This window comes from Vibrio satsumensis (assembly GCF_050337435.1).
Classification (GTDB): domain Bacteria; phylum Pseudomonadota; class Gammaproteobacteria; order Enterobacterales; family Vibrionaceae; genus Vibrio; species Vibrio satsumensis.
This window is the reverse complement of sequence record NZ_JAKJSX010000005.1, coordinates 13800-35856: the sequence shown is the minus strand read 5'-3', so window position 1 is coordinate 35856 and position 22057 is coordinate 13800. Positions and strand designations below refer to the sequence as shown.

General features: G+C 44.6%; 24 protein-coding genes and 1 pseudogene. 19 read left to right on the top strand and 6 right to left on the bottom strand.

Going from position 1 to position 22057, the window contains the following annotated elements; all coding sequences use genetic code 11:
- The first annotated feature begins 1 nt into the window (after position 1).
- On the top strand, positions 2-622 hold the full coding sequence (locus tag L4C44_RS05970; RefSeq protein WP_428804605.1) for an energy transducer TonB: 621 nt from the start codon (positions 2-4) through the stop codon (positions 620-622).
- Positions 619-1797 carry a tetratricopeptide repeat protein gene (locus L4C44_RS05965; protein WP_428804604.1) on the top strand — a complete coding sequence of 393 codons (1179 nt, stop codon included), beginning with the start codon at positions 619-621 and terminating at the stop codon, positions 1795-1797. Before L4C44_RS05970 ends, L4C44_RS05965 begins: the two co-directional genes overlap by 4 nt.
- Positions 1798-1890: 93 nt before the next feature.
- Here the strand turns inward: L4C44_RS05965 and L4C44_RS05960 are convergent, their stop codons facing one another.
- The gene (locus tag L4C44_RS05960; RefSeq protein ID WP_285954463.1) at positions 1891-2211 is read right to left on the bottom strand and encodes a hypothetical protein; all 321 of its coding nucleotides are present in this window, start codon (positions 2209-2211) and stop codon (positions 1891-1893) included.
- Positions 2212-2553: 342 nt separating this feature from the next.
- On the opposite strand from L4C44_RS05960, the gene L4C44_RS05955 reads away from it, so the two are divergent.
- From L4C44_RS05955 to L4C44_RS05915, 9 genes are all read left to right on the top strand, one after another.
- A complete protein-coding gene (locus tag L4C44_RS05955; protein ID WP_428804603.1) occupies positions 2554-3183 on the top strand; it encodes a PepSY-associated TM helix domain-containing protein in 630 nt (209 codons plus the stop codon).
- Between the two features lie 71 nt (positions 3184-3254).
- On the top strand, positions 3255-3773 hold the full coding sequence (locus L4C44_RS05950) for a DUF2271 domain-containing protein (RefSeq protein ID WP_428804602.1): 519 nt from the start codon (positions 3255-3257) through the stop codon (positions 3771-3773).
- A 101-nt stretch (positions 3774-3874) separates the two neighbouring features.
- Positions 3875-4711 carry a DUF4198 domain-containing protein gene (locus L4C44_RS05945; protein WP_285954466.1) on the top strand — a complete coding sequence of 279 codons (837 nt, stop codon included), beginning with the start codon at positions 3875-3877 and terminating at the stop codon, positions 4709-4711.
- 116 nt (positions 4712-4827) lie between these two features.
- On the top strand, positions 4828-5163 hold the full coding sequence (locus L4C44_RS05940) for a hypothetical protein (protein ID WP_048608222.1): 336 nt from the start codon (positions 4828-4830) through the stop codon (positions 5161-5163).
- A complete protein-coding gene (locus L4C44_RS05935; protein WP_428804601.1) occupies positions 5160-5756 on the top strand; it encodes a DUF6162 family protein in 597 nt (198 codons plus the stop codon). The genes L4C44_RS05940 and L4C44_RS05935 overlap by 4 nt, the downstream gene beginning before the upstream one ends.
- 16 nt (positions 5757-5772) lie before the next feature.
- Positions 5773-6708 carry a metal ABC transporter solute-binding protein, Zn/Mn family gene (locus tag L4C44_RS05930; RefSeq protein WP_428804600.1) on the top strand — a complete coding sequence of 312 codons (936 nt, stop codon included), beginning with the start codon at positions 5773-5775 and terminating at the stop codon, positions 6706-6708.
- Positions 6708-7442, top strand: a complete 735-nt coding sequence (locus L4C44_RS05925; RefSeq protein ID WP_428804599.1) for a metal ABC transporter ATP-binding protein — start codon at positions 6708-6710, stop codon at positions 7440-7442. The genes L4C44_RS05930 and L4C44_RS05925 overlap by 1 nt, the downstream gene beginning before the upstream one ends.
- The gene (locus L4C44_RS05920) at positions 7442-8317 is read left to right on the top strand and encodes a metal ABC transporter permease (RefSeq protein ID WP_004739197.1); all 876 of its coding nucleotides are present in this window, start codon (positions 7442-7444) and stop codon (positions 8315-8317) included. Before L4C44_RS05925 ends, L4C44_RS05920 begins: the two co-directional genes overlap by 1 nt.
- A 2-nt stretch (positions 8318-8319) precedes the next feature.
- Positions 8320-9264 (top strand): metal ABC transporter substrate-binding protein, encoded by a 945-nt coding sequence (locus L4C44_RS05915; protein ID WP_428804598.1) that lies wholly within the window; start codon positions 8320-8322, stop codon positions 9262-9264.
- 123 nt (positions 9265-9387) lie between these two features.
- On the opposite strand, the gene L4C44_RS05910 is transcribed toward L4C44_RS05915, so the two are convergent.
- On the bottom strand, positions 9388-9597 hold the full coding sequence (locus tag L4C44_RS05910) for a DUF2986 domain-containing protein (RefSeq protein WP_086714063.1): 210 nt from the start codon (positions 9595-9597) through the stop codon (positions 9388-9390).
- A 97-nt stretch (positions 9598-9694) separates the two neighbouring features.
- Here L4C44_RS05910 and L4C44_RS05905 point away from each other — a divergent pair, with 97 nt between their 5' ends.
- Positions 9695-10210 (top strand): GNAT family N-acetyltransferase, encoded by a 516-nt coding sequence (locus L4C44_RS05905; protein ID WP_372385047.1) that lies wholly within the window; start codon positions 9695-9697, stop codon positions 10208-10210.
- 2 nt (positions 10211-10212) lie between these two features.
- Positions 10213-10608 carry a nitrous oxide-stimulated promoter family protein gene (locus L4C44_RS05900; protein WP_146490424.1) on the top strand — a complete coding sequence of 132 codons (396 nt, stop codon included), beginning with the start codon at positions 10213-10215 and terminating at the stop codon, positions 10606-10608.
- A 107-nt stretch (positions 10609-10715) separates the two neighbouring features.
- On the opposite strand, the gene L4C44_RS05895 is transcribed toward L4C44_RS05900, so the two are convergent.
- A complete protein-coding gene (locus L4C44_RS05895; protein ID WP_428804597.1) occupies positions 10716-12113 on the bottom strand; it encodes an MATE family efflux transporter in 1398 nt (465 codons plus the stop codon).
- Between the two features lie 50 nt (positions 12114-12163).
- Here L4C44_RS05895 and L4C44_RS05890 point away from each other — a divergent pair, with 50 nt between their 5' ends.
- From L4C44_RS05890 to L4C44_RS05880, 3 genes and pseudogenes are all read left to right on the top strand, one after another.
- On the top strand, positions 12164-13057 hold the full coding sequence (locus L4C44_RS05890) for an AraC family transcriptional regulator (protein WP_146490426.1): 894 nt from the start codon (positions 12164-12166) through the stop codon (positions 13055-13057).
- A gap of 69 nt (positions 13058-13126) precedes the next feature.
- A pseudogene (locus tag L4C44_RS05885) lies at positions 13127-13565 on the top strand (winged helix-turn-helix domain-containing protein).
- 147 nt (positions 13566-13712) lie between these two features.
- The gene (locus L4C44_RS05880; RefSeq protein WP_048660133.1) at positions 13713-14048 is read left to right on the top strand and encodes a helix-turn-helix domain-containing protein; all 336 of its coding nucleotides are present in this window, start codon (positions 13713-13715) and stop codon (positions 14046-14048) included.
- A 141-nt stretch (positions 14049-14189) separates the two neighbouring features.
- On the opposite strand, the gene L4C44_RS05875 is transcribed toward L4C44_RS05880, so the two are convergent.
- Together L4C44_RS05875 and L4C44_RS05870 are read right to left on the bottom strand one after the other, a co-directional pair.
- A complete protein-coding gene (locus L4C44_RS05875; RefSeq protein ID WP_428804596.1) occupies positions 14190-15341 on the bottom strand; it encodes an MFS transporter in 1152 nt (383 codons plus the stop codon).
- A gap of 263 nt (positions 15342-15604) precedes the next feature.
- The gene (locus L4C44_RS05870) at positions 15605-16636 is read right to left on the bottom strand and encodes an AraC family transcriptional regulator (protein WP_146490427.1); all 1032 of its coding nucleotides are present in this window, start codon (positions 16634-16636) and stop codon (positions 15605-15607) included.
- 388 nt (positions 16637-17024) lie between these two features.
- Between L4C44_RS05870 and L4C44_RS05865 the strand changes: the two genes are divergently transcribed.
- Both L4C44_RS05865 and L4C44_RS05860 read left to right on the top strand, forming a co-directional pair.
- Positions 17025-18629: a long-chain-fatty-acid--CoA ligase gene (locus L4C44_RS05865; protein ID WP_428804595.1), complete on the top strand. Its 1605-nt coding sequence runs from the start codon at positions 17025-17027 to the stop codon at positions 18627-18629.
- Positions 18622-20289 carry a GMC family oxidoreductase gene (locus tag L4C44_RS05860; protein ID WP_428804594.1) on the top strand — a complete coding sequence of 556 codons (1668 nt, stop codon included), beginning with the start codon at positions 18622-18624 and terminating at the stop codon, positions 20287-20289. The genes L4C44_RS05865 and L4C44_RS05860 overlap by 8 nt, the downstream gene beginning before the upstream one ends.
- A 109-nt stretch (positions 20290-20398) precedes the next feature.
- Here L4C44_RS05860 and trxC read toward each other — a convergent pair whose 3' ends face one another.
- Entirely contained in the window at positions 20399-20833 is a 435-nt protein-coding gene (gene trxC, locus L4C44_RS05855; RefSeq protein WP_004731082.1) for a thioredoxin TrxC, read from the bottom strand.
- Positions 20834-20955: 122 nt separating this feature from the next.
- Here trxC and L4C44_RS05850 point away from each other — a divergent pair, with 122 nt between their 5' ends.
- Positions 20956-22053 (top strand): ketoacyl-ACP synthase III, encoded by a 1098-nt coding sequence (locus L4C44_RS05850; protein ID WP_146490453.1) that lies wholly within the window; start codon positions 20956-20958, stop codon positions 22051-22053.
- The last annotated feature ends 4 nt before the right edge of the window (positions 22054-22057 follow it).

Genomic DNA, 22057 nt, shown 5'->3' with positions numbered 1-22057 from the left:
AATGATTCGCCTATTTCTTGCTTTACCGCTAGCGGGCGCATTGGGCTTAGCTCTGTTTTCTTTTATGGCTTGGATGGTCGATAATGGCCACCAACGTTCACCAGACAACAGTGAGACGGTAAGTTTCAACATGGTGATGGTGGAACAAGAACAAGAAGTCCAAAGAAAGCAACGTGCAGTCCCTGAAAAACCAGAAATGCCAGAGCCGCCACCGGAAGCGCAAACATCTCAGTCACAAGCTGAAGTTACGCCTCTGAATTCGATGTCTTCTCTGCCTTCATTGGATTTGAATACATCCATTGATGGCCTAGCGATTAACGCACCGACATTCTCTGATTTTGGGTCAAACCAACAAGCAATGCCTTTGTACCGAGTGGAGCCTCGTTACCCAGCGAAAGCGCTTAAGCGTGGAGCTGAAGGCCATGTGATTATGTCTTTTACCATCGATGAAACGGGGCGCCCAATTGATATTCAAGTCACTGACGCAAACCCACGTCGTATGTTTGAACGTGAAGCGATGAGAGCACTTAAAAAATGGAAATATCAACCGAAAGTCGTCGATGGAAAAGCGATAGCTCAGGTTGGTCAAACCGTGAAACTAGAGTTTAAGTTGGCAAAATGATGAAACAGATATGGATATTAGTGGGCTTGTTGTTAATGCCCCTTACAACACAGGCACAAGAGCTAACCCAATATACTGCTATTCGTGTTCAAAAGGCGCATAAGCTTGCTCAAGATGAACAGGTTAAACAGGCCATTGACGTACTTGCAGGTTTAGAGCTTTCTAAGGGCTACGACAAAGCGTACGTAGCTCGTATGCTGGGTGTGTTTTACTGGCAAGATGGCAAAACGGATAAGGCAATTAAGCAGCTTACTTATGCCGTAGACACTAATTTGCTGGTGGATGAACAAGCTTGGATAACGAAGCGTATGCTTGCGGATCTGTTATTAAACGATCAGCAGTTCAAAAACGCGCTTCCACATTACTACGAGTTAGTAAAAACAGCACCAGAGGCAGAAAAGAAAGACGTGCTTTGGATGCGAATTGCACAAGCGGAATACCAAATCGAAAACTGGTCAAAAGCACTAGTAGCTATTGGTAATCGTGATAAGTTCAATGCAAAATCAGAACTGTCGCCTCTGTCTCTAAAACTGGGTGCGCAACTACAGTTAAAGCAGTGGAAGCAATCTATTCCGACACTGGAAAGCCTGATTGAACTTCAGCCAGAAAAAGACAACTGGTGGCGTCAACTTGTGGGCATTCAGTTAAGACTAGAACGTAACCGCGATGCATTGAACACGTTAGCGTTGGCGGATCTACAAGGTGTTGAGCTGAAAAACTCAGACCGCCGACTACTGGCTCAGCTTTATGCTAAACGTGGTATTCCAGAGCGCGCAGCGCAAGAAATTAGTAAGTTAGACGATGCGAACAGCGATGTTCAACTTCTGGCTGAGCAAGCAACCTACTGGCAGTTAGCGAAAGAGTGGGACAATGCGATTGAAGTGTGGACGTTAGCGTCTAAAAAAGACACGCAATATCATTGGAACGTGGCTCAATTACTGGTTCAGCAAGGTTACTACGATCGTGCTCTGGTTGTTTTGGATAAAGTGAAAGACAAGAACAAGCAAGCTGATGTTGCTTTAGCGAAAGTACGTTCATGGTACAAGCTAAAGAATCTTGATAATGCTCTTGCTCAAGCGAAACGTGCGAACAACATTGAGCCTTCTTCTGAAGCAAAAGGTTGGATTAAATATCTGACTCAGCTAAGAACAGTGAGTGACAACGGCAACGTTTAACTGCTAATAGCACAACAGAAGACAAGAGAAAGTGATATAGAGAAAAGGGTGTCATTTGATGGTTCAAATGACACCCTTTTTAATTTTTGGCGATTAAGGCTCGCACATCGTGCCGCTGGACGTCGCACTCTGAATTACGCCACTGGTATCAGCGACCCAATTAATGGTGCAGTCACGATAAGGATTTTTGAATGCGTGTACTGTATAACCATTGTCTAACGGCTTCTTCGTCTCAATCCAAGCATAGTTGCGAGACGCCCAAAAACTGATAGGGCGTGAGCGTTCGGTGAGATAACGTTCTTGTACATCGGTTATGTCTGAACCGATGTATTGTTGAATATGTTCTTCCGTGCTGGCTACTTGACTGGTACACGCCGTTGCTAGCGCAGCAAAAGCCAAAACAATAATACGCATTTCAAATCCTTTTAAGCTTAATTAGCTATCTCAAACCAGTGGTCAAATAGTCCCAACTTTCTATCCTTAAAGCCACAACTGTTACCTTAAACCCATCTCAGTCAAGGATGTTGAGATTGAGGTTTTTTGAGCTTTGACCCTGTTATCGATTACCTCTAATAGAACGAATCAAATCCCTCTAGTACACGTTAGCAAGAATATGCATACAGTTCGATTACTTCCGATGTAATGTTATGTAAATTTCCTTACGCCGCTCGGCAAACGTAAACAATGTAAATTGAATGCCAATACGAATGATTATCAACTAAATTGTCGCCATAAAATTTATAGGTATTGGTTTGTATGTCGTTAAAAAGTAGGGCGGTTCAGTCATGGGCTCGTCGACTTCATGTTTATATTTCTATGGCACTTCTGTTCGTGGTTCTTTTTTTCTCAGTGACAGGTATCACCCTGAACCGACCTGAGTTCTTTGAATCAAGCCAACCCAATACTCAACGCTCTACGCTAACGCTTCCTACGAGTTTATTTACAATCCAAGACGGCCGTTTAAAAGCTGACGAGACAGCATTTGAAACGTTTCTGTTTGAAGAAGCTAACCTCTCCGGCGTTCCTTCAGGTTTGGACATCTACGCAGAGATTGAAGACGGTGAGTTGCTGATCGGTGAAGTGTCTATGGACTTCAAAGGACCAGGCTACAACGCTTCCGTGTTTGTTGACGTTGCGTCTGAATTTGTAGAAGTCGAAACCACTAATTACGGCGTTATCGCATTGTTGAACGATCTACACAAAGGTCGTAACAGCGGAGAAGTATGGAAATGGTTTATCGATATCACCGCGCTACTGATGATCTTCTTTGTGCTGACTGGCGTGTGCTTACTGCTACCTAAGAAAAAGACACTCAATACCTCCATCAAGTGGACGGTGTTTGGGTCTGCAATCTCACTTGTTATCTATTTTGTCGCCGTGCCTTAACACTTGATTCGATTGATGAATCGGATTGAAGAACGAACTTAAGGTTAAACGGATTTAAAAGGTTGTTAAACATGAAAAAAATGAACTGGAGTAAGGCACTTCTTGCTTTATCTTTTTTGCCAAGCCTAGTTATGGCACAAGCGATCCCTGATACGGCAAAACTTGATGTGAACTTTAAGCTACCAAAGATCGATACCTCTATGTACGCGCGTCCTTATGTGGCGGTATGGGTAGAGAACAGCGAACGAAAGTCAGTGAAAACCATCGAGCTTTGGGTCGGTAAAGACGAATGGCTTAAGGATTTGCGTAGCTGGTGGAGAAAGGTTGGCCGTTACGATCGTGAACTGGTTGACGCTGTGACGTCTGCAACACGCCCTGCTGGTCAGTACCGTTTCGTTTGGGATGGCAAGAGCGACAGCGGTGAAACGCTAGAACAAGGCGAGTACACGGTTCATATCGAAGTTGTTCGCGAACACGGTGGCCGTAATTACCTTCGTCAAAAAGTATCACTAACGGATACAAATGCTTCATATGAGCTAAAGGCAACGGAAGAGACGGGTGAAATCACTCTGAACTATATCGCTAGATAGTAAGTGCGAAATCGCAAAAGCAAACTGAACAGAATAGACAGTCGTCATCGTAGGCTCAGATAGAGCGACACGGCTAACAATTATAAATAATGGAATTGAACATGATGAAACAGATAAAAATTAAGGCACTTGCACTAGCGGGTGTTATGGCATTTGGTTTAGCAGCAACGACAACAGCGCAAGCTCACCCGCGTTGGATCCTGCCATCTCACTTCACTGTATCTAAAGAAGGTGGTGATTGGCTAACGTTCGACGTAACTGCGTCTCACGGTACGTTTGTGTTTGATAAGCCTGCTGGTAGCGAAAATGCTCATGTCATCATGCCAGACGGTCGCAGCGAGCGTCCTAACTTTGTTATTCGTGGTAAGCGCCGTTCTATCTTCGACTTCTATTTTGAAGAAGAAGGTACGCACAAAGTTGCGATCAACAATGAACCGTCTTACTACACACAATACAAAGCAGGCCGCCGTGACACGGTGAAATGGATGAAGGCAAACAAAGCGGAGCGTGGCTCTGTGCTTCCTGAAAAATCACGTGACGTGGTAACACAAATCAGCTTCACGCGCGCAGAAAGCTACATCACGGTAGGTAAGCCAACAGATTCAGTCTTTAAAATTGAAGGCAAGCTTCTTGAAATGAAGCCTGTGACACACCCATCAGACATCGTTGAAGGCGAACCCGTAACGTTCCAGTTCTTCTACAACGGTGATGTTCAGAAAGGCGTGAAGGCGGAAATCACTCGTGAAGGTACGCTTTACCGCAACCACCAAGAGCAGATTGACGTGGTGAGCGATGAGAACGGCGAGATCACCTTTACTCCAGACGTAGCGGGTCGTTACGTAATGAAAGCGAACTACAAAGGTGAGTTGATTGACAACCCACTGGCAGACAAAGCAAGCGCGAACGTTCACCTAACGTTCGAAACACTGCTTCAATAATCTGTGCTATCGGGGGCTAGGCTCCTGATTAAGCAACCAAAAACTTAAGGGCTCATTTGAGCCCTTTATCGCTCAGTTTATTACTGAGAATTTGCACTGTGGCTAGGGTACGAACCATGACAATAAAAACAAAACTTAACGCATTAATGACTCCTTGCTTAGCACTGGGACTTGGTTTCGCTGCATTACCTGCACAAGCACACTTTCCATTGATGAGTTGCTGGTTTGAAGGCAAAACCGTGGCCTGTGAAGCGGGTTATTCAGACGGTAGTAAAGCGATTGATTACGCGGTTGAGATGTACGACTACGAAGACAACTTGATTGCGAAAGAGATGACGGATAAGCGCTCTATCGTTGAGTTTCCAAACCCAGACACTGAGTTCTATCTTGTGTTTGATTCAGGCCACGAGTTTCCTGTTGAAGTAGACGTTGTTGAGATCAGTGAGAAATGATGATTGAAGGTGTACGTGCAGACACGGGTGGCAGAGAAGGCAAATGGGTAGGGCTGAGCATTGTATTCATCCTGAGCTTTGCCACGGTCGCTATCCCATTTCATCAGGCAGAATCCTACGTTAAAGCAGTGCTTGATCATCAAATTTTGGTGACCGATGTTGAACAAGAAAACTTGGCGATGTTATCAGAGCTGCGTTTGGCTCATGAAGAGATTCGTGACCTGCGTATTGACTCAGACGGCGAATGGCCGAGTGTCGCATCACTTAAAGATGAATGGGTTGCGCCATTTGTAGAAGACCAAAGCTGGAAGCGCAAAGGTTCTCATACTTGGTTATTGGACGAGCGTGGTTATTATTTCTCTACTCCAAGTGAATATGCGACACCAAGTGGACAAGCTACACCAACTGATCATGGTTTTGCAGATTCTTTTATTTTAAACGCGAACAGCGTTTCTCCAGAAATCTGGATCTTCTTCGATGGTGTAGCGAAACAGCCTGATACTTTTGACCAACAAATGCTTGAGTCTGCCGGCTGGAAAATGGTTGTGAATGAATCAGAAATCGAACTGCATCATGAAAGTGATGCTCACTAATAATAAGAGAATTACTATGCGAATTATGACTCTGTTCATGTCGTTACTAGCGGTGTTCATGGCACCTAATGCATTAGCAAAAGAATACAATGTCGACAGTGACAAACTGACGATTGGTATCACACTTCAACCTTACTACAGCTATGTGAAAGCCGTAGTCGGAGACAAAGTGAACATTCTTCCTTTGGTTGACGCTGGCTTTAACCCACATAACTACCTACCACAACCGAACGACCTGAAGCGATTGAGCCAGATGGATGCAATCGTGGTAAACGGTATTGGTCACGATGACTTCGCGCTTAAAGTGATTTCAGCCGCGCAACGTGATGACCTCGTCGTGATCGAAGCAAACAAAGATGTACCTCTACTTCCTGCTCTTGGTCAGTCTGTTGGTCAGGGTGCCGTTAACCCGCATACTTTTGTTGGGCTTTCGACAACCATTCAAAAGGTTTACACCATTGCCAGCGAGGTTTCTAAGCTCGACCCAGACAACGCTGCGTTTTATCGCAAGAATGCACGTAAATACGCTAAGCAATTCCGTCTTATAAAGCGTGATGCAATGCTGTCACTGGGCGAACTCGATACATCAGGTATGAAGGTTGCGACCACACACAACGCTTATGGCTATATTCTTCAAGAGTTTGGTGTGGATGTCGCGGCAGTAATTGAGCCTGCACACGGTGTTGAACCAAGTGCTAGCCAGCTGCAAGAGACGATCGAGAAGATCCGCGCATCAGGCATTGATGTTCTGTTCTACGAGCTAAACATGCCAAACCGTTTTGTTGACACGATTGAAGCGGAAACAGGCGTTCAGCTTTATCGCTTCTCTCACATGACGCATGGCGAATACGAAGACGATAAAGTAGAAGTTGAGATGAAGAAGAATCTAGAGACGTTGATCGAAGCCATGAAATTTGCGGCGGCGAACCAAGCTAAAAGCGGGAACGCATAATGTTAGGTCCATCAATCTCAATTAATAAACTCGGCCTGCAATACGATAATAACGTGATTCTGGATGATATATCGCTCCAACTGAAAGCGGGCGAATGTCATGTGATCATGGGGCCAAACGGCGGTGGTAAAACTTCATTGCTACGCTCTGTACTTGGTCTTACGCCTTTCTCTGGCCAAATCAATATCCACTGGCCAGAAAAGCCGAGTATTGGTTACGTACCTCAAAAAGCGACGTTCGAGTCTAGCTTACCTTTGACGGTCATGGACTTCGTATTGCTTAATCAAACGCGAATCCCATTGTTTTGGCGCCGTAAATCTAAGCAATTGGATCTTGCTCTTGCCCAGTTAGACCGCGTTGGCATGGCGACACGCAGCGACCGCCGCATGGGACAGTTATCGGGTGGTGAGCAGCAACGCGTGTTGTTTGCTCAAGCGTTATTGGATAACCCAAGTCTATTGGTGTTGGATGAACCTACGACCGGTATGGACGAGCAGGGCGTGCGTTATCTGGAATCGCTGATTCGTGAATGTGTTAATGAAGGTCGTACGATTCTTGCGGTACACCACGATGTCACGGCAGTTCGTCGACTTGAAGCGAACGTACATGTCGTTAACCGATTCTTAGTGGATAGTGGCCCGCATGAGCAAGTTCTGCATCCAACTAAGATTGAGCGTCTGTTCCAGCATTACAGTAGTGGCGCTGCAATTTCTGAATCGAAGGAGGTTGCGTAATGGATTGGTTACGACAACTTGCCATTAGTGGTGTTGAAGCGGGTCTGTTATCAGAAAGCTTCATGTATGCCTTCATGGTAAACGCTTTGGTTGCAGCGTTACTACTTGGTCCTCTATTAGGTGGTCTGGGTACTTTGGTGATTGCCAAGCGTCTGGCTTTCTTCTCAGAAGCCGTTGGTCACGCCGCGTTAACTGGTATTGCAATTGGTGTTTTGCTTGGTGAGCCACCAGAAAACCCAATCATTGGTCTGTTTAGCTTCTGTATGATCTTCGCTCTGCTTCTTCATTTTGTAAGAAATAGAACCAACGTTCCATACGATACCTTGGTTGGTGTGTTCCTTGCGCTGGCATTGGCAGTGGGTGCAGCGTTACTGATGTACGTGGCTCGTAAGATCAATATTCACATGCTTGAGAACGTACTGTTTGGTTCGATCCTTACGGTAACGGACCAAGACTTAGCGATTCTCGCAGGCAGTTGCGCGATCATCATTTTGCTTTTGATACCGACATTCAACCGTATCCTGCTTACCTGTATCAGTCCTGATATTGCGAAGGTTCGCGGTTACAACACCAGTTTCTACGACTACCTGTTTGTCATGATGATTACGTTAGTCACGATTGCTGCCGTGAAGATCGTGGGTGCAGTTTTGGTAGGCGCTTTGTTATTGATTCCAGGTGCGACGGCTCGACTACTAACTAAACGCATGGGTAGCTTTGTGCTGTTATCAGCTCTGCTTGCGACCATTGCTTGTCTGGTTGGTACGGTATTACCAATGGAACTTAAATTGCCAGTACCGTCAGGTGCTTCAATCATCATCGTTTCTGCAACGTTTTTCCTAGCAGCAACGTTATACCGAATTGTAAGAAAGGCGTAATCATGACTTGTTTAATGAATCGTATCACTAGCTCAATAAAACGTATCGCTAGTTCAGTAAAAACAGCGGCTCAAGTAGGTGTGCTTGGTAGTGTGTTAATAGCTGGTTCTGTGATGTCACTGAACGTGAATGCAGAAGATATTCTAACGAGTACACCTGTAACCTATGCACTAGCGACAGAGCTAACTAAAGGCACTGACATCACGACGGAGTACCTGCCACCAAAGCGCTATGGTATTGATCGTCTGCCGAATTGGTTTGGTACCAAGGGGGCAAGTAAAGTGTTTCAATCCGGCGAAAAGGCGACGGTAGTAGTCACGTTGTCATCCATCTGGCAAGCTGATCCTACATTTGTTTACGCAAGACAGGGCAATATCCGTTTGGTTGAGGTTGATGCCGCTCAAGCCATTACACCACGAGCACAAGGTGTTGCCACGCTGACGTTATCAAATGGCGATGTGTCTAAATACGCATGGTTAAACCCAACCAACTTGATTCGTATGGCGGCGATTGTTGCTGATGACTTTAAGTTATTGTGGCCGGCGCAAGCTGAGACCATTGATAGCAACCTACAGCGTGTAATGCTTGATGTGCGTGAACTGATTAACAAGCAACAAGCAGTCTTACTGGATAACGACGTAGACTCTGTATTGTTGCTTTCAGAAAGCTTGGAAGATTTCGCTTCAGGTACTCAACTGTTTGTTGAAGAACGTATGTTCAAAGCTGAACTTGAATGGACAGAACAAGACAAAGCCAAACTCAAAGCGATGTTTTCAGAAGACGATGCTCTATGGTTAGTTACAGCGAAAAAGCCAAGCAACTTGATTAAATCATTGGTACCGAATGAGCGTATCTTGGTTGTGGATTCTGTTGATCGTTGGGGTAGAGCAGGAATCAACGCAAAAGCACCGTTTGCTCGTTGGGAAGTGCAACCTTTCAAAGGTTAGGTGGCTAAAATAAGTGAGCTAATAAACCGCTCGATCAAAAAAGCAGCCCAAATAGAGGCTGCTTTTTTTGTTTTTGTTCATCTGCTCTGTGTATTGAGCTAGACAAGGGCTGCGAGTATAAACTTACTCTGCAGTTTTTGTCTCTTCAGCTTCAACAGTTGTTTCGACTGTGCCTTCAGCCTGCTCTTGAGCTGCTTTAGCCTGTTCTTCAGCTTCCATTTTTGCACGGTCAGCTTTAGAAATGTAGCGAGGCTTGTTGCTACTATGCAGTTTAGAATTCGCCTGTTTCTGCTTCTTTTTTAGAATTTGATTAATTTTTTTCTTACGGTTCATTGCTGCATAGCCTTGTATTTAGTTTAGGCGGTGGAGGATAATCATTTTAGCTCTAGAACTCAATATTTACATGGTATTCAGCAAGGAAAATATCACTATGCATGCAGTCGAGACCGAACGCTTACGATTAAGAATGATCACACCTCAAGATGCGGCGTTTATTCAACGATTATACAGCTCAGAAGATTTCCTGCGTTACATTGGTGATAAGGAAATCAGCGACACTGAAAAGGCTGTCGAGTACATCGAAAACAACATTCTTAAGATGCATGAAGAGAAGGGTGTTTGCCTATTGATGGTCGAAATAAAGGATTCCTTAACCCCAATTGGTATTTGCGGATTAATTAAAAGAGATAGCTTAGACTCGCATGATATTGGCTATGGCTTTGTTCCTGAAGTGTATGGGCAAGGGTTTGCTCATGAAGCGGCAAAAGCAATAATCGAACAAGCTAAGCAGAATGCTGACATCGATCATTTAGTTGCCATCACTACCTCTGATAACATTCGAAGCATCGCACTACTGACTAAACTGGGTTTTGCGTTCGAGCGGGTTGAAGACGTGATAAGTGAAAGCGTTAATCTCAATCTGTACAGTCTCTCTCTGGGTAGTTAATCATGTTCCAACATAACAATATTCTACAAGGTGAACTCGCGACGGAGTACAAAACCGTTATTGCGATGGTGCACATCTACTGTAAAGATCACCACGGTGCAGTGTGTCCGAATGGCGCGTTATGTGAAGAGTGTGAGCAATTGTTGCGCTATGCCGAAACACGACTTGATCGTTGCCCTTATGGCGAAGCAAAACCGACCTGCAATAAGTGTCCGATTCATTGCTATAAGCCCGACCCTAAAGAGCAGATGCGTTTAGTGATGCGTTATGCCGGGCCAAGAATGTTACTCAAGCATCCGATTTTAGCGATCAGGCATTTGATACATGAAAAACGAAAAGTGCCCGAGAAGCCGCTGCCGAATGTGTCGAACCGCCATATCCGAATGAACAAGAAGTAACGTATTGTTTGCCGTACAAAACGGTTCAGAAACAAGAAAGGTCTGATTTCTCAGACCTTTTTGTGTTTATATTCGATACCTAAAACTAGAACCTTGAACGTAAGAGATTACGCTACTTGAGGTTGTTCGTAGGTCACCGTCAGGTTGTTGATCCAGCGTCGGCTTAGGTAACGATGAGAACAAATTGCCAGTTTCACCACTTCTTCTACCAACATCAAACCATAGATGTATTTGAAATCCCATCCAGCGACAAACGCGCCGTAAACACATACTGGAATGCCCACCATCCACATCGCGATGAAATCCATACGCAGGCAGAACGCATTATCGCCACCAGCGCGAATAATGCCATTGATGATCACCATGTTCAGCATGCGGATCACCACAGCAAAGCACATGATCATCATTGCTGGCGCGGCGAGTGAATACAGTTTCTCGTCTGTTAAGTTCAGCCAACTCAACACGTGCTCTTTGCCTAGGAAGAGAAGAAGGCCAACAACCGCGCCAAATCCAATCACAGCCTTTATGAATGTTAGACCCATGCTCATAGCATCATCAAATTCATCACGGCCGAGTGAGTGGCCAAGCAGTACAGAACACGCCACTGAGATACCAAAGAAGATCGAGTAACACAGCGATTCAAATGGTGCGAGCATCGAAAACACCGCAAGCTCAGTCGTGCCCATGTGACCGAAAATCATTTGATATGCCATGGTACCCATTGCCCACAACACAGCATTCATCGTCAACGGCAAAGCAATGCGACGGTAAGACAACCACAATGACGGGCGATGTGGTGAGCTCGGTGTCGTTAATAGCCAATGTTTACGCATACGCATGTAGCTATACATCAAGCCCACTTGAATCAATCGCGCTAAGGTTGTCGCCAATGCCGCACCTGCGACGCCCATTGCTGGAATGCCGAAAGCACCTTTAATAAGAATGAAGTTAAGCGCAATGTTGAGTGCGATGGTAACGCCACCTAATAACAGCGGGGTTACGGTGTCACCAGATGAGCGCATACTTGCTTCTACCACGACAACAATGTGAGTCAGAAGTAGAACAGGGAAGCCATACCATAGGTAAGTTGCGCCAAGTTCAATCACGGTTTGATCGCTGGTTTGCAACATCATTAAAAACTGAGAACCAAGAGTGATGATTGCAGTAACAGGCAGCAGAACTTTTAAGCCAAATATCATCGCAATCGATGATACAGTTCGTGCGCTTTTTCGGTCATTTTTCCCCCAGTATTGAGCGACTAATGTACCGTTTGCTGAGGCCAACCCTGCCATAATCATAATAGCAACGAAGTGCCATTTTGACGCAATTCCCACAGCTGCAGCTGCTTCCATACCATAATCACTGACCATTAATACGTCAGCAAGGGCAAGAATAGCCACCAGCGCACTTTGCAAAGCGACAGGTAAGCCAAGTTTAACGATACGAGGCAAGATGCTCTCTGGCTTGTTATTCATAGATGAGTTAGGGTTGATGTTAGTTGTCATAAGCTCTCCGATTTATGGCAGAACTATAGTGATTTGAGTGAAGTAACAACATGTTTAAAAAACAACAAAACCTGTGCAAATCCGTCATTGATTCAATGAGACCAAAATCAACTTGGTATGATGATGTTTTTCTCGCTGAACAGTGCAAAGAACGTTTTTTGACCGTTGAAGATATTCCAGAGATGAAAAGCTTTGGTGTTTATATGGGCGGTATGGCGAAGCTATATGATGGTTATTGGGTTGAGCGTGAATCCGTTAATGTTCATACGTTGATTTTCACTATGGAAGGTGGTGGTATTCTAACAACCGCAACATCGGTACAAGCGATTACGCCTTATACACTCGTGGTTCTTCCTGCTGAAACCCCATTTCGTTTTGAACTCGATCCTCAATATAATTATTGGAAAATGGCGTGGATGTTGACGCCTGACACTAAGCAGTGGCAGCACATCGCAAGTTTAGGTCAGGGGATTGTGCCGTTCGGAGAGTGTGAGCAGATCTGGTCATTAATGAACTTGGTTTACTTTGAGATAGGCGGTAGAGCCAGTTACCGTAAGTTACTCTTGAGTGAAATTATTCGAACCTTGACGGGGTTTGAGCCTAAGTCGACCAGCACCACTGCACGTGTTCAAGCGCTTTATAACGAGATTGAAAGCAGTCTGCACCAGCCATGGACAGTAGCAGGGATGGCCGAAAGAGTGTTCATCAGTGAAGAGCAACTCAACCGAGTCACCAAGACGCTATTTAACCTGTCACCACGCAGCAAATTGATTCAATTACGTATGGATAAAGCCACCAGTCTGCTGAAATATCAAGATTGGTCTGTTTCTATGATTGCTAATCGCTTGGGCTACAAGGATCCTTATAACTTTTCGCATCGTTTCAAAAAGCATTTCGGCTTGTCACCCAGTCAGTATCGAAAGAGTCATCGACTGCCCGGTTAGCTTTGCTTGTTTCCTCGATCAATTACGCAAGATCAAGCTTTGCAGTAATATTACGGTATTGAGCTATCTATCAATTTAGTATTTTTACTCTATTCGGTACTATTGGAAATATCTAAAAAACATCAATGCATATGCAATGTGAGGAATAAATGCAACAAGCTATCGGTAAGGTGAATGATTTTACTCTTCCATCAAAGCTCACTTTAAATAATAAAGAGTTTCAATCATGCACGAAAATTGTTCGAAAACAGGGCTGTGGTTCAATAATAGGAACGCTTTCTGAGCCTCATCGTAAAGTGCTTTTCTATCTTTACCTGAACAGAGGTCAAGTAGTTAGCAAGCAAATATTGAAGAGCGTAGGCTGGGCTGGTAAAGCTGTGACATCTGCTTCTGTTTTGGTCGCTATTTACGAAATAAGAAGGATTCTTGACTGTCGTTGTATTCAAACAATTTCCAACGAAGGGTATGTCATGGAGTAATAAATAATCTCCTATTGATATCCTATTAATATTTTAATAATAAAAATTTAATCTCTTTACCGTACGAATTCCATTGATTATCGTCAAATCTAAAACGTCCACATATAAGCGACGTTATATAAATACGAACAAATCTGACATTGTCGCTGGCTATATAGTAAGGGAATGATATAAAAATGGACTCTTATCCTGTAATAGAAACGAACCATTCTGAAAACAACGTAGTACTTGAATTAAACGGTAAAATTGTTGAACTCAACACCAAACTTGTTCGCAACGTAGAGAACGGCTACGTACTGGCTACCATGCCTTTGGCATACCGAAAGATCATTCTATTTATGAATCGACATAGGGGTGAATTGTTCAGTGTTAGTCAATTAAAGAAGATTGGCTGGGAAAGTGAGAAAGTGACCAACTCATCTGTGATTGTTGCGATATCCGAAATAAGATCGTTATTCGGAGATGGATTAATCATTACCATCACTGGTGAAGGTTACGTATTTCAACCTTAACTTTCTAAAATAATAGACGTTATTGTTATTTGTTGTCGATCTTTCTTACCGTTGGCATAAAACAAAAAGGGCTCTTCGCTTAGACATGAAGTCTTAACTCAGAGCCCTGATGACACGTCTCTTGTGTCTGTCTATTTGAGCTTACTCGCCTGCAATCTGTAGGTGAGAGCGCTTTAGACTAGCAATCAACATGTAGATCGTTGTAGCAAGTAGAGACGCGAACAGGTATGTGAATAATCCTGCTTGTGAATCCATAAAGCTGTCTGCAACGATTGGTCCGGCAACAGAACCGATGCTGTAGCAAAGTAGCATGATCTGAGTCACTGACACCAAGTAGTTTGGGTCAAGGTTTCGGCAACCCAAGTTAATCGCGATTGGGTATAGCGCAAATGTCGCCATGCCTAATACGAACAAGCTCATGCCTAGTACATAGAAATCGTGATTGATAGTCAGCACACCAATGCTTGCAACGCCTAGCAGGCAGAACAGAGCCATTAATAACACTTGTCCTATGTGGTGAGATAACCAAGTCACCATCGGCTGTACAGCCATGCCACCCATGATAACCAAAGCCATCAAACCGCCAATGTCTTCGTGCGCAATGTTACGTTGAGCAAGTTCAACTGGCATCAAGCCGTAAATCGCACCTAGCGTTAATCCAGACACAATGCAGCCAATTAGCGCGCTGTGGCTTAATTTGCTGATCTGCTTTAAAGACAAAGATTGCGCATCGTGGATCTGTGGTGGTGTTGCTTGTCCGTACATCAGAACAATGATCGCACCAAACAGAAGGGTGAACATTGCGATGAAAGGTACACCACCAGTAATACCTAGGTAACCGATACCAAGCTGACCAACTGCAGAACCACCGTACAGTGAGCACATGTAGATAGCGAGACGTTTTGCGCGTTGTGATTCGTCACCGCTCATTAGCCAAGACTCTACAATCACAAAGATACCTGCAACCGCTACACCAGCCACAAAGCGAGCTAATAGCCATACAGCTTGGTGTGGGATCAATGGCAATACAAGGATCGTTGCGATGAACACACTCAATGCGATGACGAACGCGTCTTTGTGACCAACACGCGCAATGGCACGTTCAATCAATAATGTGCCAGCCAGTAGACCTGCATAGAATGCACTCGCCAACCAACTCGATAGATCTTTGTCTAAGCCATACTCAGACAGCATTAATGGTAATGAACTCATTAAGTAGCCTGAAGCGATCGCGTAAAAAGACAATGCAATAACAGGAACAGTTATGCGAGTTGTTGGTTGGATGTTGTCCAATGCAGGAGCCTCTAAATAGTAAAAGAAACGATGAATTTTCCGCGACTATGGGGGAGAAACTGAATTGGGTAAAACGAATAAAAATGGTCGTTAAGATAAAAGAGATTTATCGACTGACTAAGCTAAAATACCGTTGCGAAATTTGGTCATTTGACGAGATTTTATGTGGTCAAAAAGCCGTTAAACCCTTGTTCATTGGCTATTTAATTAAGAGGGTGAAAACAAATTTATTTGTAGCGTTGAAATTAAATTTGAAGTGCAGTTTACGATAAGAGCGCTTCTTTACGGTATTGGCGTGGCGAGTTACCACTCCACTTACGAAAGGCATGTCGAAAGTTAGCACTATCAGAAAAGCCAACTCGTTCAGATATCTCTTCAATACTCATTTGAGTTGAAGAAAGGTAGTGCCGGGAAAGGTGATAGCGAACATGATCAAGTATCTTCTGATAGCTTGTATCAGCAGCCTTTAGGTGACGGCGCAGTGTTCGAGAAGACATGCCGAGTTCTGAAGAAATGGATTCTATCGAAGGGTAACATCCCGGCCTTTCAATCAGCATCTGTGAGACTTTCTCTTTGAGGCTGGTGGGTGCGCTGACTTTTGCCAACATGTCATCACACGACTTTAAGCACATCTGTAAAGTGATGGTATTGGCGGTAGGAAGAGACGAATACAAGGTGGTTGCGTCAAACTCCCATTCAAGACGGTCACTATTGAATTCAACCGGGCAACCAAAAACTTCTGTATAAAGATCCCCGTATTCAGGTTTTGGATAGGGGAATCGGATCACTTGAGAAGGAAAGGGTTGTTGCAAGACTTCTTCGCACAAACTGTGTATCGCCGCGAACCAGTATTCACAACAAAAGGGCAGTAAAGAATCAAGTTCGATCAGTTGCTCTGCCCGAAAGTAGCCAACGTTGTCTTCTACTGACATGGTCTTTCTAAGAACTGGGCCAGCAAGTTGCAGATACTTGAACCCAATCAGTAAAGCGTCCAACAGCGTTTCGCTACTGAATACCGCATAACCCAAAACACCAAAGTCACTAAATCGTGCTTGTTGGCCGACTCTTAACCCTAAACCACCTTCATCTGTGTTCGCTAACGCATTACTGAACACAGCAAGCTTTTGCGCCAAAGTGATGTGTGTATCCGGTGTGTTGAGTTGGAGAGCATCGATGTTACTGCCTTCGAGTAACTCTTCGATACAGAGAGCAGGTGATAGGTAACGATGCAGCAACTGAAGATCCAGAATGCCGAATGCTTGCATATCGGGTTCGTAAACTGCGGTGTATTCCATAAGCTGCCTCTTGTTGAATATCGATATTTTAACCGAACTTTTAACATTTATGCCTGTTGCTTGTTCTCACTTTCGCAAGCTTGTTCCAAATTTTGGTTTATGTGTGCAAGGTTTTATTGGGCTTGCGCAGGCTTTGTCCGAATTTCACCGGTTTTTGTCTTTTTGAAACCTGTTCGAAATGTTGCCAAAATGTTGTAATTTCTTGAGTTGCACATTGGAGCGTCTCAGACATTTTGCTCAATAACTACTATTTTGCTCAATAAATACTCTTACCTACATGACACACCAGTGTGCAGGCTCGTGATTACAAGAAAGACACTTATTACAACGATTAGAACGTCTACGGTGACCGCCACTAACAGGTCTAAGCCGCATAAGGAGATCATGGATGCACAATCTTGCTGTTAATTTGGAGCGTAGTGCTTCGCTTTTTCCAACTAAAGCTGCTCTACGTATGGGCTCGGATCAAGTCAGCTTCGCTCAGTTAGAACAACTTTCTGGAAACGTGGCTGCTAACTTGAAAAGACTTGGGTTGCAGAAGGGAGATAAGGTCGCGCTTTCGTGTCCCAATGTCACTTATTTTCCCATTGCTTATTACGGCATTCTAAAAGCAGGCTGTGTAGTAGTGCCTTTAAACGTGTTGTTTAAGGCTCGAGAAATCGCATATCACCTCAATGACTCTGATGCGAAAGCTTATTTATGCTATGAGGGCAGTGAAGAGCTTCCAATTGGTCGCTATGGTTTACAAGGTTTTGAGCAGGCAAAGCACTGTGAACACTTTGTCGAGATGCCTATCCCGACAAGCGCAAACACTACTTCAGAAACAAATGAGCAGCATGAATCAATCGCTGACTGGCTAACACAACCTTTGACTCCTTTTGAATCTGTCGCTTGCTATGGTGATGATACCGCTGTGATCCTTTATACCTCTGGCACAACGGGTCAGCCAAAGGGCGCTGAGCTTTCTCACACCAACATGCAAACCAATGCGATGTCGTCACAGTATCTTATGAGATTGGAATACAGCGACACGACCATGGCTACGCTTCCTCTGTTCCACAGCTTTGGCCAAACTGTCATGATGAACGCGAGCGTGTTGACGGGGTCAACCATGGTCTTGATTCCACGCTTTGAGCCGTCACTGGTGATCGATCAGATCATTAGCCACAAAGTGAGTGTCTTTGCTGGCGTTCCCACCATGTATATCGCGTTGCTAAAGGCGGGAGAAGAGTCTTCTGATACTTCAGAAAAAACAAGCAAACGGTCTGAACAGGTTAAACATAGCTTAAGGCTTGGTGTGTCTGGTGGTGCGTCTATGCCGCTTGAGGTTATCCGACAATTCGAATCTCGATTTGAGCTTCCAGTCCTTGAAGGATATGGACTGTCAGAAACGGCGCCTGTTGCTACTTTTAATCACATTGATGGTGATCGTTTGTCCGGCAGTGTCGGTCAGCCGTTATGTGGCCATCTCATCAAGATTACTGATGTACAAGGCAACTCTGTCGCAATGGGTGAGCTAGGCGAAGTCTGTATCAAAAGTCCAAGTGTCATGAAAGGCTATTACCATAGGCCAGAGGCGACAGCTGAATCCATTCGTGATGGTTGGTTCTTAACGGGAGATATCGGGCGCGTCGATGAGCACGGCAATTTGTTCATTGTTGACCGTGTTAAAGACATGATTATTCGTGGCGGGTACAACGTTTATCCACGAGAAATTGAAGAAGTATTGATGTGTCACCCTGATGTGGAAATGGTCGCGGTGGTGGGCGAGCACCATGATCAGTTGGGTGAAGAGATTCACGCCCATGTTGTGCTTCACGAACATACGCAATGTGATAGCGCAGCCTTGATAGTATGGTGTCGTGAGCAACTCGCCGACTACAAATACCCGCGTAAAGTATTCATTCGGAAAGCCTTACCCATGACAGCAACAGGTAAAATCTTGAAGCGAGAGTTACACCCATTAGAAATAGCGGAGATGGCAAATGGATAGTTATGATTTTATTGTTGTTGGTGGTGGTTCGGCTGGTTGTGTGATGGCTTCTCGATTGTCGGAAGACCCTAATGTGACAGTTTGCTTGTTAGAAGCTGGTGGCAAAGACACGAGCCCATTTATTCATACTCCAGTGGGTGTTGTGGCTATGATGCCGACTAAGCTCAACAACTGGGCTTTCGAGACTGTTGAACAGCCAGGCTTAAATGGCCGTAAGGGCTATCAACCGAGAGGTAAGACTCTCGGTGGTTCTAGCTCGATCAATGCCATGATGTATGCCCGTGGACATCGCTATGACTACGATACATGGGAGAGCTTAGGCAATGATGGCTGGAACTATGAATCGTGTCTGCCTTACTTTAAAAAAGCAGAGAATAACGAAGTCCATCAAGATGAGTATCACGGCCAAGGCGGTCCATTGAATGTGGCAAACCTTAGGTCACCAAGCCCAATGTTGGAACGCTATTTAACTGCCTGTGAGTTGATAGGTGTTCCTCGCAATGAAGACATCAACGGTGCCGCTCAGTTTGGTGCAATGCCGACTCAGGTGACTCAGCTGAATGGTGAGCGATGCAGCGCGGCTAAGGCTTATCTAACCCCTAATCTAACGCGTCCCAACCTTACTGTGGTGACTAAAGCAACGACTCATAAAGTCTTGTTTGAAGGTAAGAAAGCGGTCGGGGTTGAATACGGTTCTAATGGTAAACGTTATCAGATCCGATGCAACAAGGAAGTCATTTTGTCTGCAGGTGCTTTTGGCTCTCCTCAGTTATTGTTGCTATCGGGCGTTGGCGCAAAAGACGAATTAACCGTGAATGGCATTGAACAAGTTCATGAGCTGCCAGGAGTGGGTAAGAACCTGCAAGATCATATCGACTTAGTTCACTCATACAAGTGCAGTGAAAAGCGCGAAACTTTTGGTATCTCGCTGCAAATGGCATCTGAAATGACCAAAGCTTTACCGCTATGGCATAAAGAACGCCGTGGCAAGATGAGTAGTAACTTTGCAGAGGGAATCGGTTTTCTTTGTTCCGATGATCATATCGCTGTGCCGGATTTAGAGTTTGTATTTGTGGTCGCAGTAGTCGATGACCATGCAAGAAAAATTCATACCAGTCATGGCTTTACCTCACACGTCACTTTGCTGAGACCTAAAAGCCATGGCACCGTGACACTGAATAGCGCCGATCCATACGATCCACCTAAGATCGATCCTGCATTTTTCAGTCATCCAGAAGACATGGAGATTATGATTAAAGGGTGGAAGAAGCAGTATCAAATGCTAGAAAGCGAAGCGTTCGATGATATCCGTGGCAATGCTTTTTATCCTGTCGATGCCAATGATGACAAGGCTATTGAGCAAGACATCCGTAACCGGGCCGATACCCAATATCACCCCGTTGGAACATGTAAAATGGGACATAGCAGTGATCCATTAGCCGTGGTGGATAAAAACCTTAAAGTCTATGGGTTGAACAACTTAAGAGTCATTGATGCGTCGGTTATGCCGACATTAGTCGGGGCCAATACTAATGCGCCAACCATAATGATTGCTGAGAAAGTCGCTGATCAGATTAAAGAGCAATATAGCTTGGATAAGAAAGGTAGTACAAATAAGCAAGGCGCGAATGAGAGCGCAGAGCATGAAATGACTGGTTAGCCGGCAAGATTAGAGAAAACAGACGGATTTACAATAGGTTAGGGAGCCTTATTTATTAAGATTCCTTAACCTATTTTGTTTGTTGATTACTCAAAGAATTGAAACAAACTTACTTAGTTAAAGCTTGATTAAGCCATTGATCAAATTGGCCTTTTGGTAACGCACCGTTAATCGTATCGACACGTTTGCCATCTTTAAACACCATTACCGTCGGAATGCTTCTGATTTGATACATTGCGGCAAGTTGTTGCTGAGCTTCAGTATCAATCTTAACGAATCGAACATCTCCCGAACGCTCTTTAGCAACGTCACTGAACACTGGCGCAAAGCCAACACATGGGTTACACCATGTCGCCCAGAAATCGACAACCACAGGCTGTGAACTGTTTAAGATAGATTGGAAATTAAGTGACGTTCCCTCGATAGGAGCGCCATCGAGCAATGCTGTTTTGCATTTACCGCAGGTTGGGCTTTCTGAAATTCTTTCTGAAGGAACTCGGTTTACGCCATTACAAGAAGGGCAACGTGTGTTGAATGTAGACATAACTTTCTCTTTTTATTGCTACTCCGTGTCTAACGCGATTTACGAATCACGCACGGAACGCTTATACTGTTTAAAACAAGAATACGATACTTAAATAAAAACAAACAATAAACAGGTAAATGATGACAAAATTTTACGCCGAGATTACTGGCTGGGGAAAGTGTCTGCCACCAGCCGTGCTGTCCAACGATGATTTAAGCACTTTCATTGATACGTCTGACGAGTGGATTCGTACTCGAACTGGTATCGAAAACCGTCGTATCAGTCATGTAAATACCTCTGAGCTAGCGACTGTTGCTGCTCAACACGCAATGGCGTGTGCTGGCCTTACTGCCGATGATATCGATCTCGTGATCATCGCAACGTGCAGCCCTGATTCTCTTATTCCAAATACTGCGTCTAAGGTTCAACAGAACCTAGGTATCAAGAGCGCAGCGGCTTTTGACCTTAATGCAGCATGTACTGGCTTCATTTACGGTGTTGAAACCGCGACTCGATTAATTCAAGCCGGCAACTACCGCAATGCGATTGTTGTGGGCGCAGAACGTCTTTCATTCTTCATTGACTGGACCAAGCGTGATACTGCGGTTCTATTTGGTGATGGTGCTGGCGCTGTGGTTCTATCGCGTACTGAAGAGCAAGTTGGCCTGCAAGAAGCGCAGATCGGTTGTGACGCGGAAGGCCGCGATATTCTAGCAGTACCAAAGTTCGGTACTTCTATGGATCGCTTCGCTGCTGACAACGGTTACTGGGACTTTGATTTCGTAGGTAAAGAGATCTTCAAACGTGCGGTTAAAGGCATGGGTGCAGCAGCACACACAGTATTGAGCCGCACTGGCATCTCAACAGACAACATCGATGTAGTGATTCCACACCAAGCAAACATCCGAATCATTCAAACTCTGTGCGACATGGCGGGCATTGAACGTGAGAAAGCGTTTGTGAACATTCAAAACTACGGCAACACGTCGGCTGCGACTGTGCCAATTGCATTGTGTGAATCGTTAGAGCAAGGCTTTGTTAAACCTAACTCAAACATCCTTGTGGCGGCATTCGGTGCCGGTTTAACTTGGGGTGCTGGTCATATTAAATGGGGTAGCCGTGTTGAACCGTTAGGTCAGTCGGACGCTAAGCTTCCAGAAGCAGATAAGTCGGCTTTAGAGCTTTTAGAAAGAGCCATTTTACACTGTAAAACGCGTCCTAATTCTGAGAATGAATAGTAGC

Coding starts and splice junctions, on each gene's coding strand:
- L4C44_RS05940 (WP_048608222.1), top strand. CDS start 4,828: ATGACAATAAAAACAAAACTTAACGCATTAATGACTCCTTGCTTAGCA.
- L4C44_RS05965 (WP_428804604.1), top strand. CDS start 619: ATGATGAAACAGATATGGATATTAGTGGGCTTGTTGTTAATGCCCCTT.
- L4C44_RS05865 (WP_428804595.1), top strand. CDS start 17,025: ATGCACAATCTTGCTGTTAATTTGGAGCGTAGTGCTTCGCTTTTTCCA.
- L4C44_RS05860 (WP_428804594.1), top strand. CDS start 18,622: ATGGATAGTTATGATTTTATTGTTGTTGGTGGTGGTTCGGCTGGTTGT.
- L4C44_RS05945 (WP_285954466.1), top strand. CDS start 3,875: ATGATGAAACAGATAAAAATTAAGGCACTTGCACTAGCGGGTGTTATG.
- L4C44_RS05950 (WP_428804602.1), top strand. CDS start 3,255: ATGAAAAAAATGAACTGGAGTAAGGCACTTCTTGCTTTATCTTTTTTG.
- L4C44_RS05905 (WP_372385047.1), top strand. CDS start 9,695: ATGCATGCAGTCGAGACCGAACGCTTACGATTAAGAATGATCACACCT.
- L4C44_RS05935 (WP_428804601.1), top strand. CDS start 5,160: ATGATGATTGAAGGTGTACGTGCAGACACGGGTGGCAGAGAAGGCAAA.
- L4C44_RS05900 (WP_146490424.1), top strand. CDS start 10,213: ATGTTCCAACATAACAATATTCTACAAGGTGAACTCGCGACGGAGTAC.
- L4C44_RS05910 (WP_086714063.1), bottom strand. CDS start 9,597: ATGAACCGTAAGAAAAAAATTAATCAAATTCTAAAAAAGAAGCAGAAA.
- L4C44_RS05960 (WP_285954463.1), bottom strand. CDS start 2,211: ATGCGTATTATTGTTTTGGCTTTTGCTGCGCTAGCAACGGCGTGTACC.
- L4C44_RS05850 (WP_146490453.1), top strand. CDS start 20,956: ATGACAAAATTTTACGCCGAGATTACTGGCTGGGGAAAGTGTCTGCCA.
- trxC (WP_004731082.1), bottom strand. CDS start 20,833: ATGTCTACATTCAACACACGTTGCCCTTCTTGTAATGGCGTAAACCGA.
- L4C44_RS05870 (WP_146490427.1), bottom strand. CDS start 16,636: ATGGAATACACCGCAGTTTACGAACCCGATATGCAAGCATTCGGCATT.
- L4C44_RS05920 (WP_004739197.1), top strand. CDS start 7,442: ATGGATTGGTTACGACAACTTGCCATTAGTGGTGTTGAAGCGGGTCTG.
- L4C44_RS05880 (WP_048660133.1), top strand. CDS start 13,713: ATGGACTCTTATCCTGTAATAGAAACGAACCATTCTGAAAACAACGTA.
- L4C44_RS05915 (WP_428804598.1), top strand. CDS start 8,320: ATGACTTGTTTAATGAATCGTATCACTAGCTCAATAAAACGTATCGCT.
- L4C44_RS05890 (WP_146490426.1), top strand. CDS start 12,164: ATGTTTAAAAAACAACAAAACCTGTGCAAATCCGTCATTGATTCAATG.
- L4C44_RS05895 (WP_428804597.1), bottom strand. CDS start 12,113: ATGACAACTAACATCAACCCTAACTCATCTATGAATAACAAGCCAGAG.
- L4C44_RS05955 (WP_428804603.1), top strand. CDS start 2,554: ATGTCGTTAAAAAGTAGGGCGGTTCAGTCATGGGCTCGTCGACTTCAT.
- L4C44_RS05970 (WP_428804605.1), top strand. CDS start 2: ATGATTCGCCTATTTCTTGCTTTACCGCTAGCGGGCGCATTGGGCTTA.
- L4C44_RS05930 (WP_428804600.1), top strand. CDS start 5,773: ATGCGAATTATGACTCTGTTCATGTCGTTACTAGCGGTGTTCATGGCA.
- L4C44_RS05925 (WP_428804599.1), top strand. CDS start 6,708: ATGTTAGGTCCATCAATCTCAATTAATAAACTCGGCCTGCAATACGAT.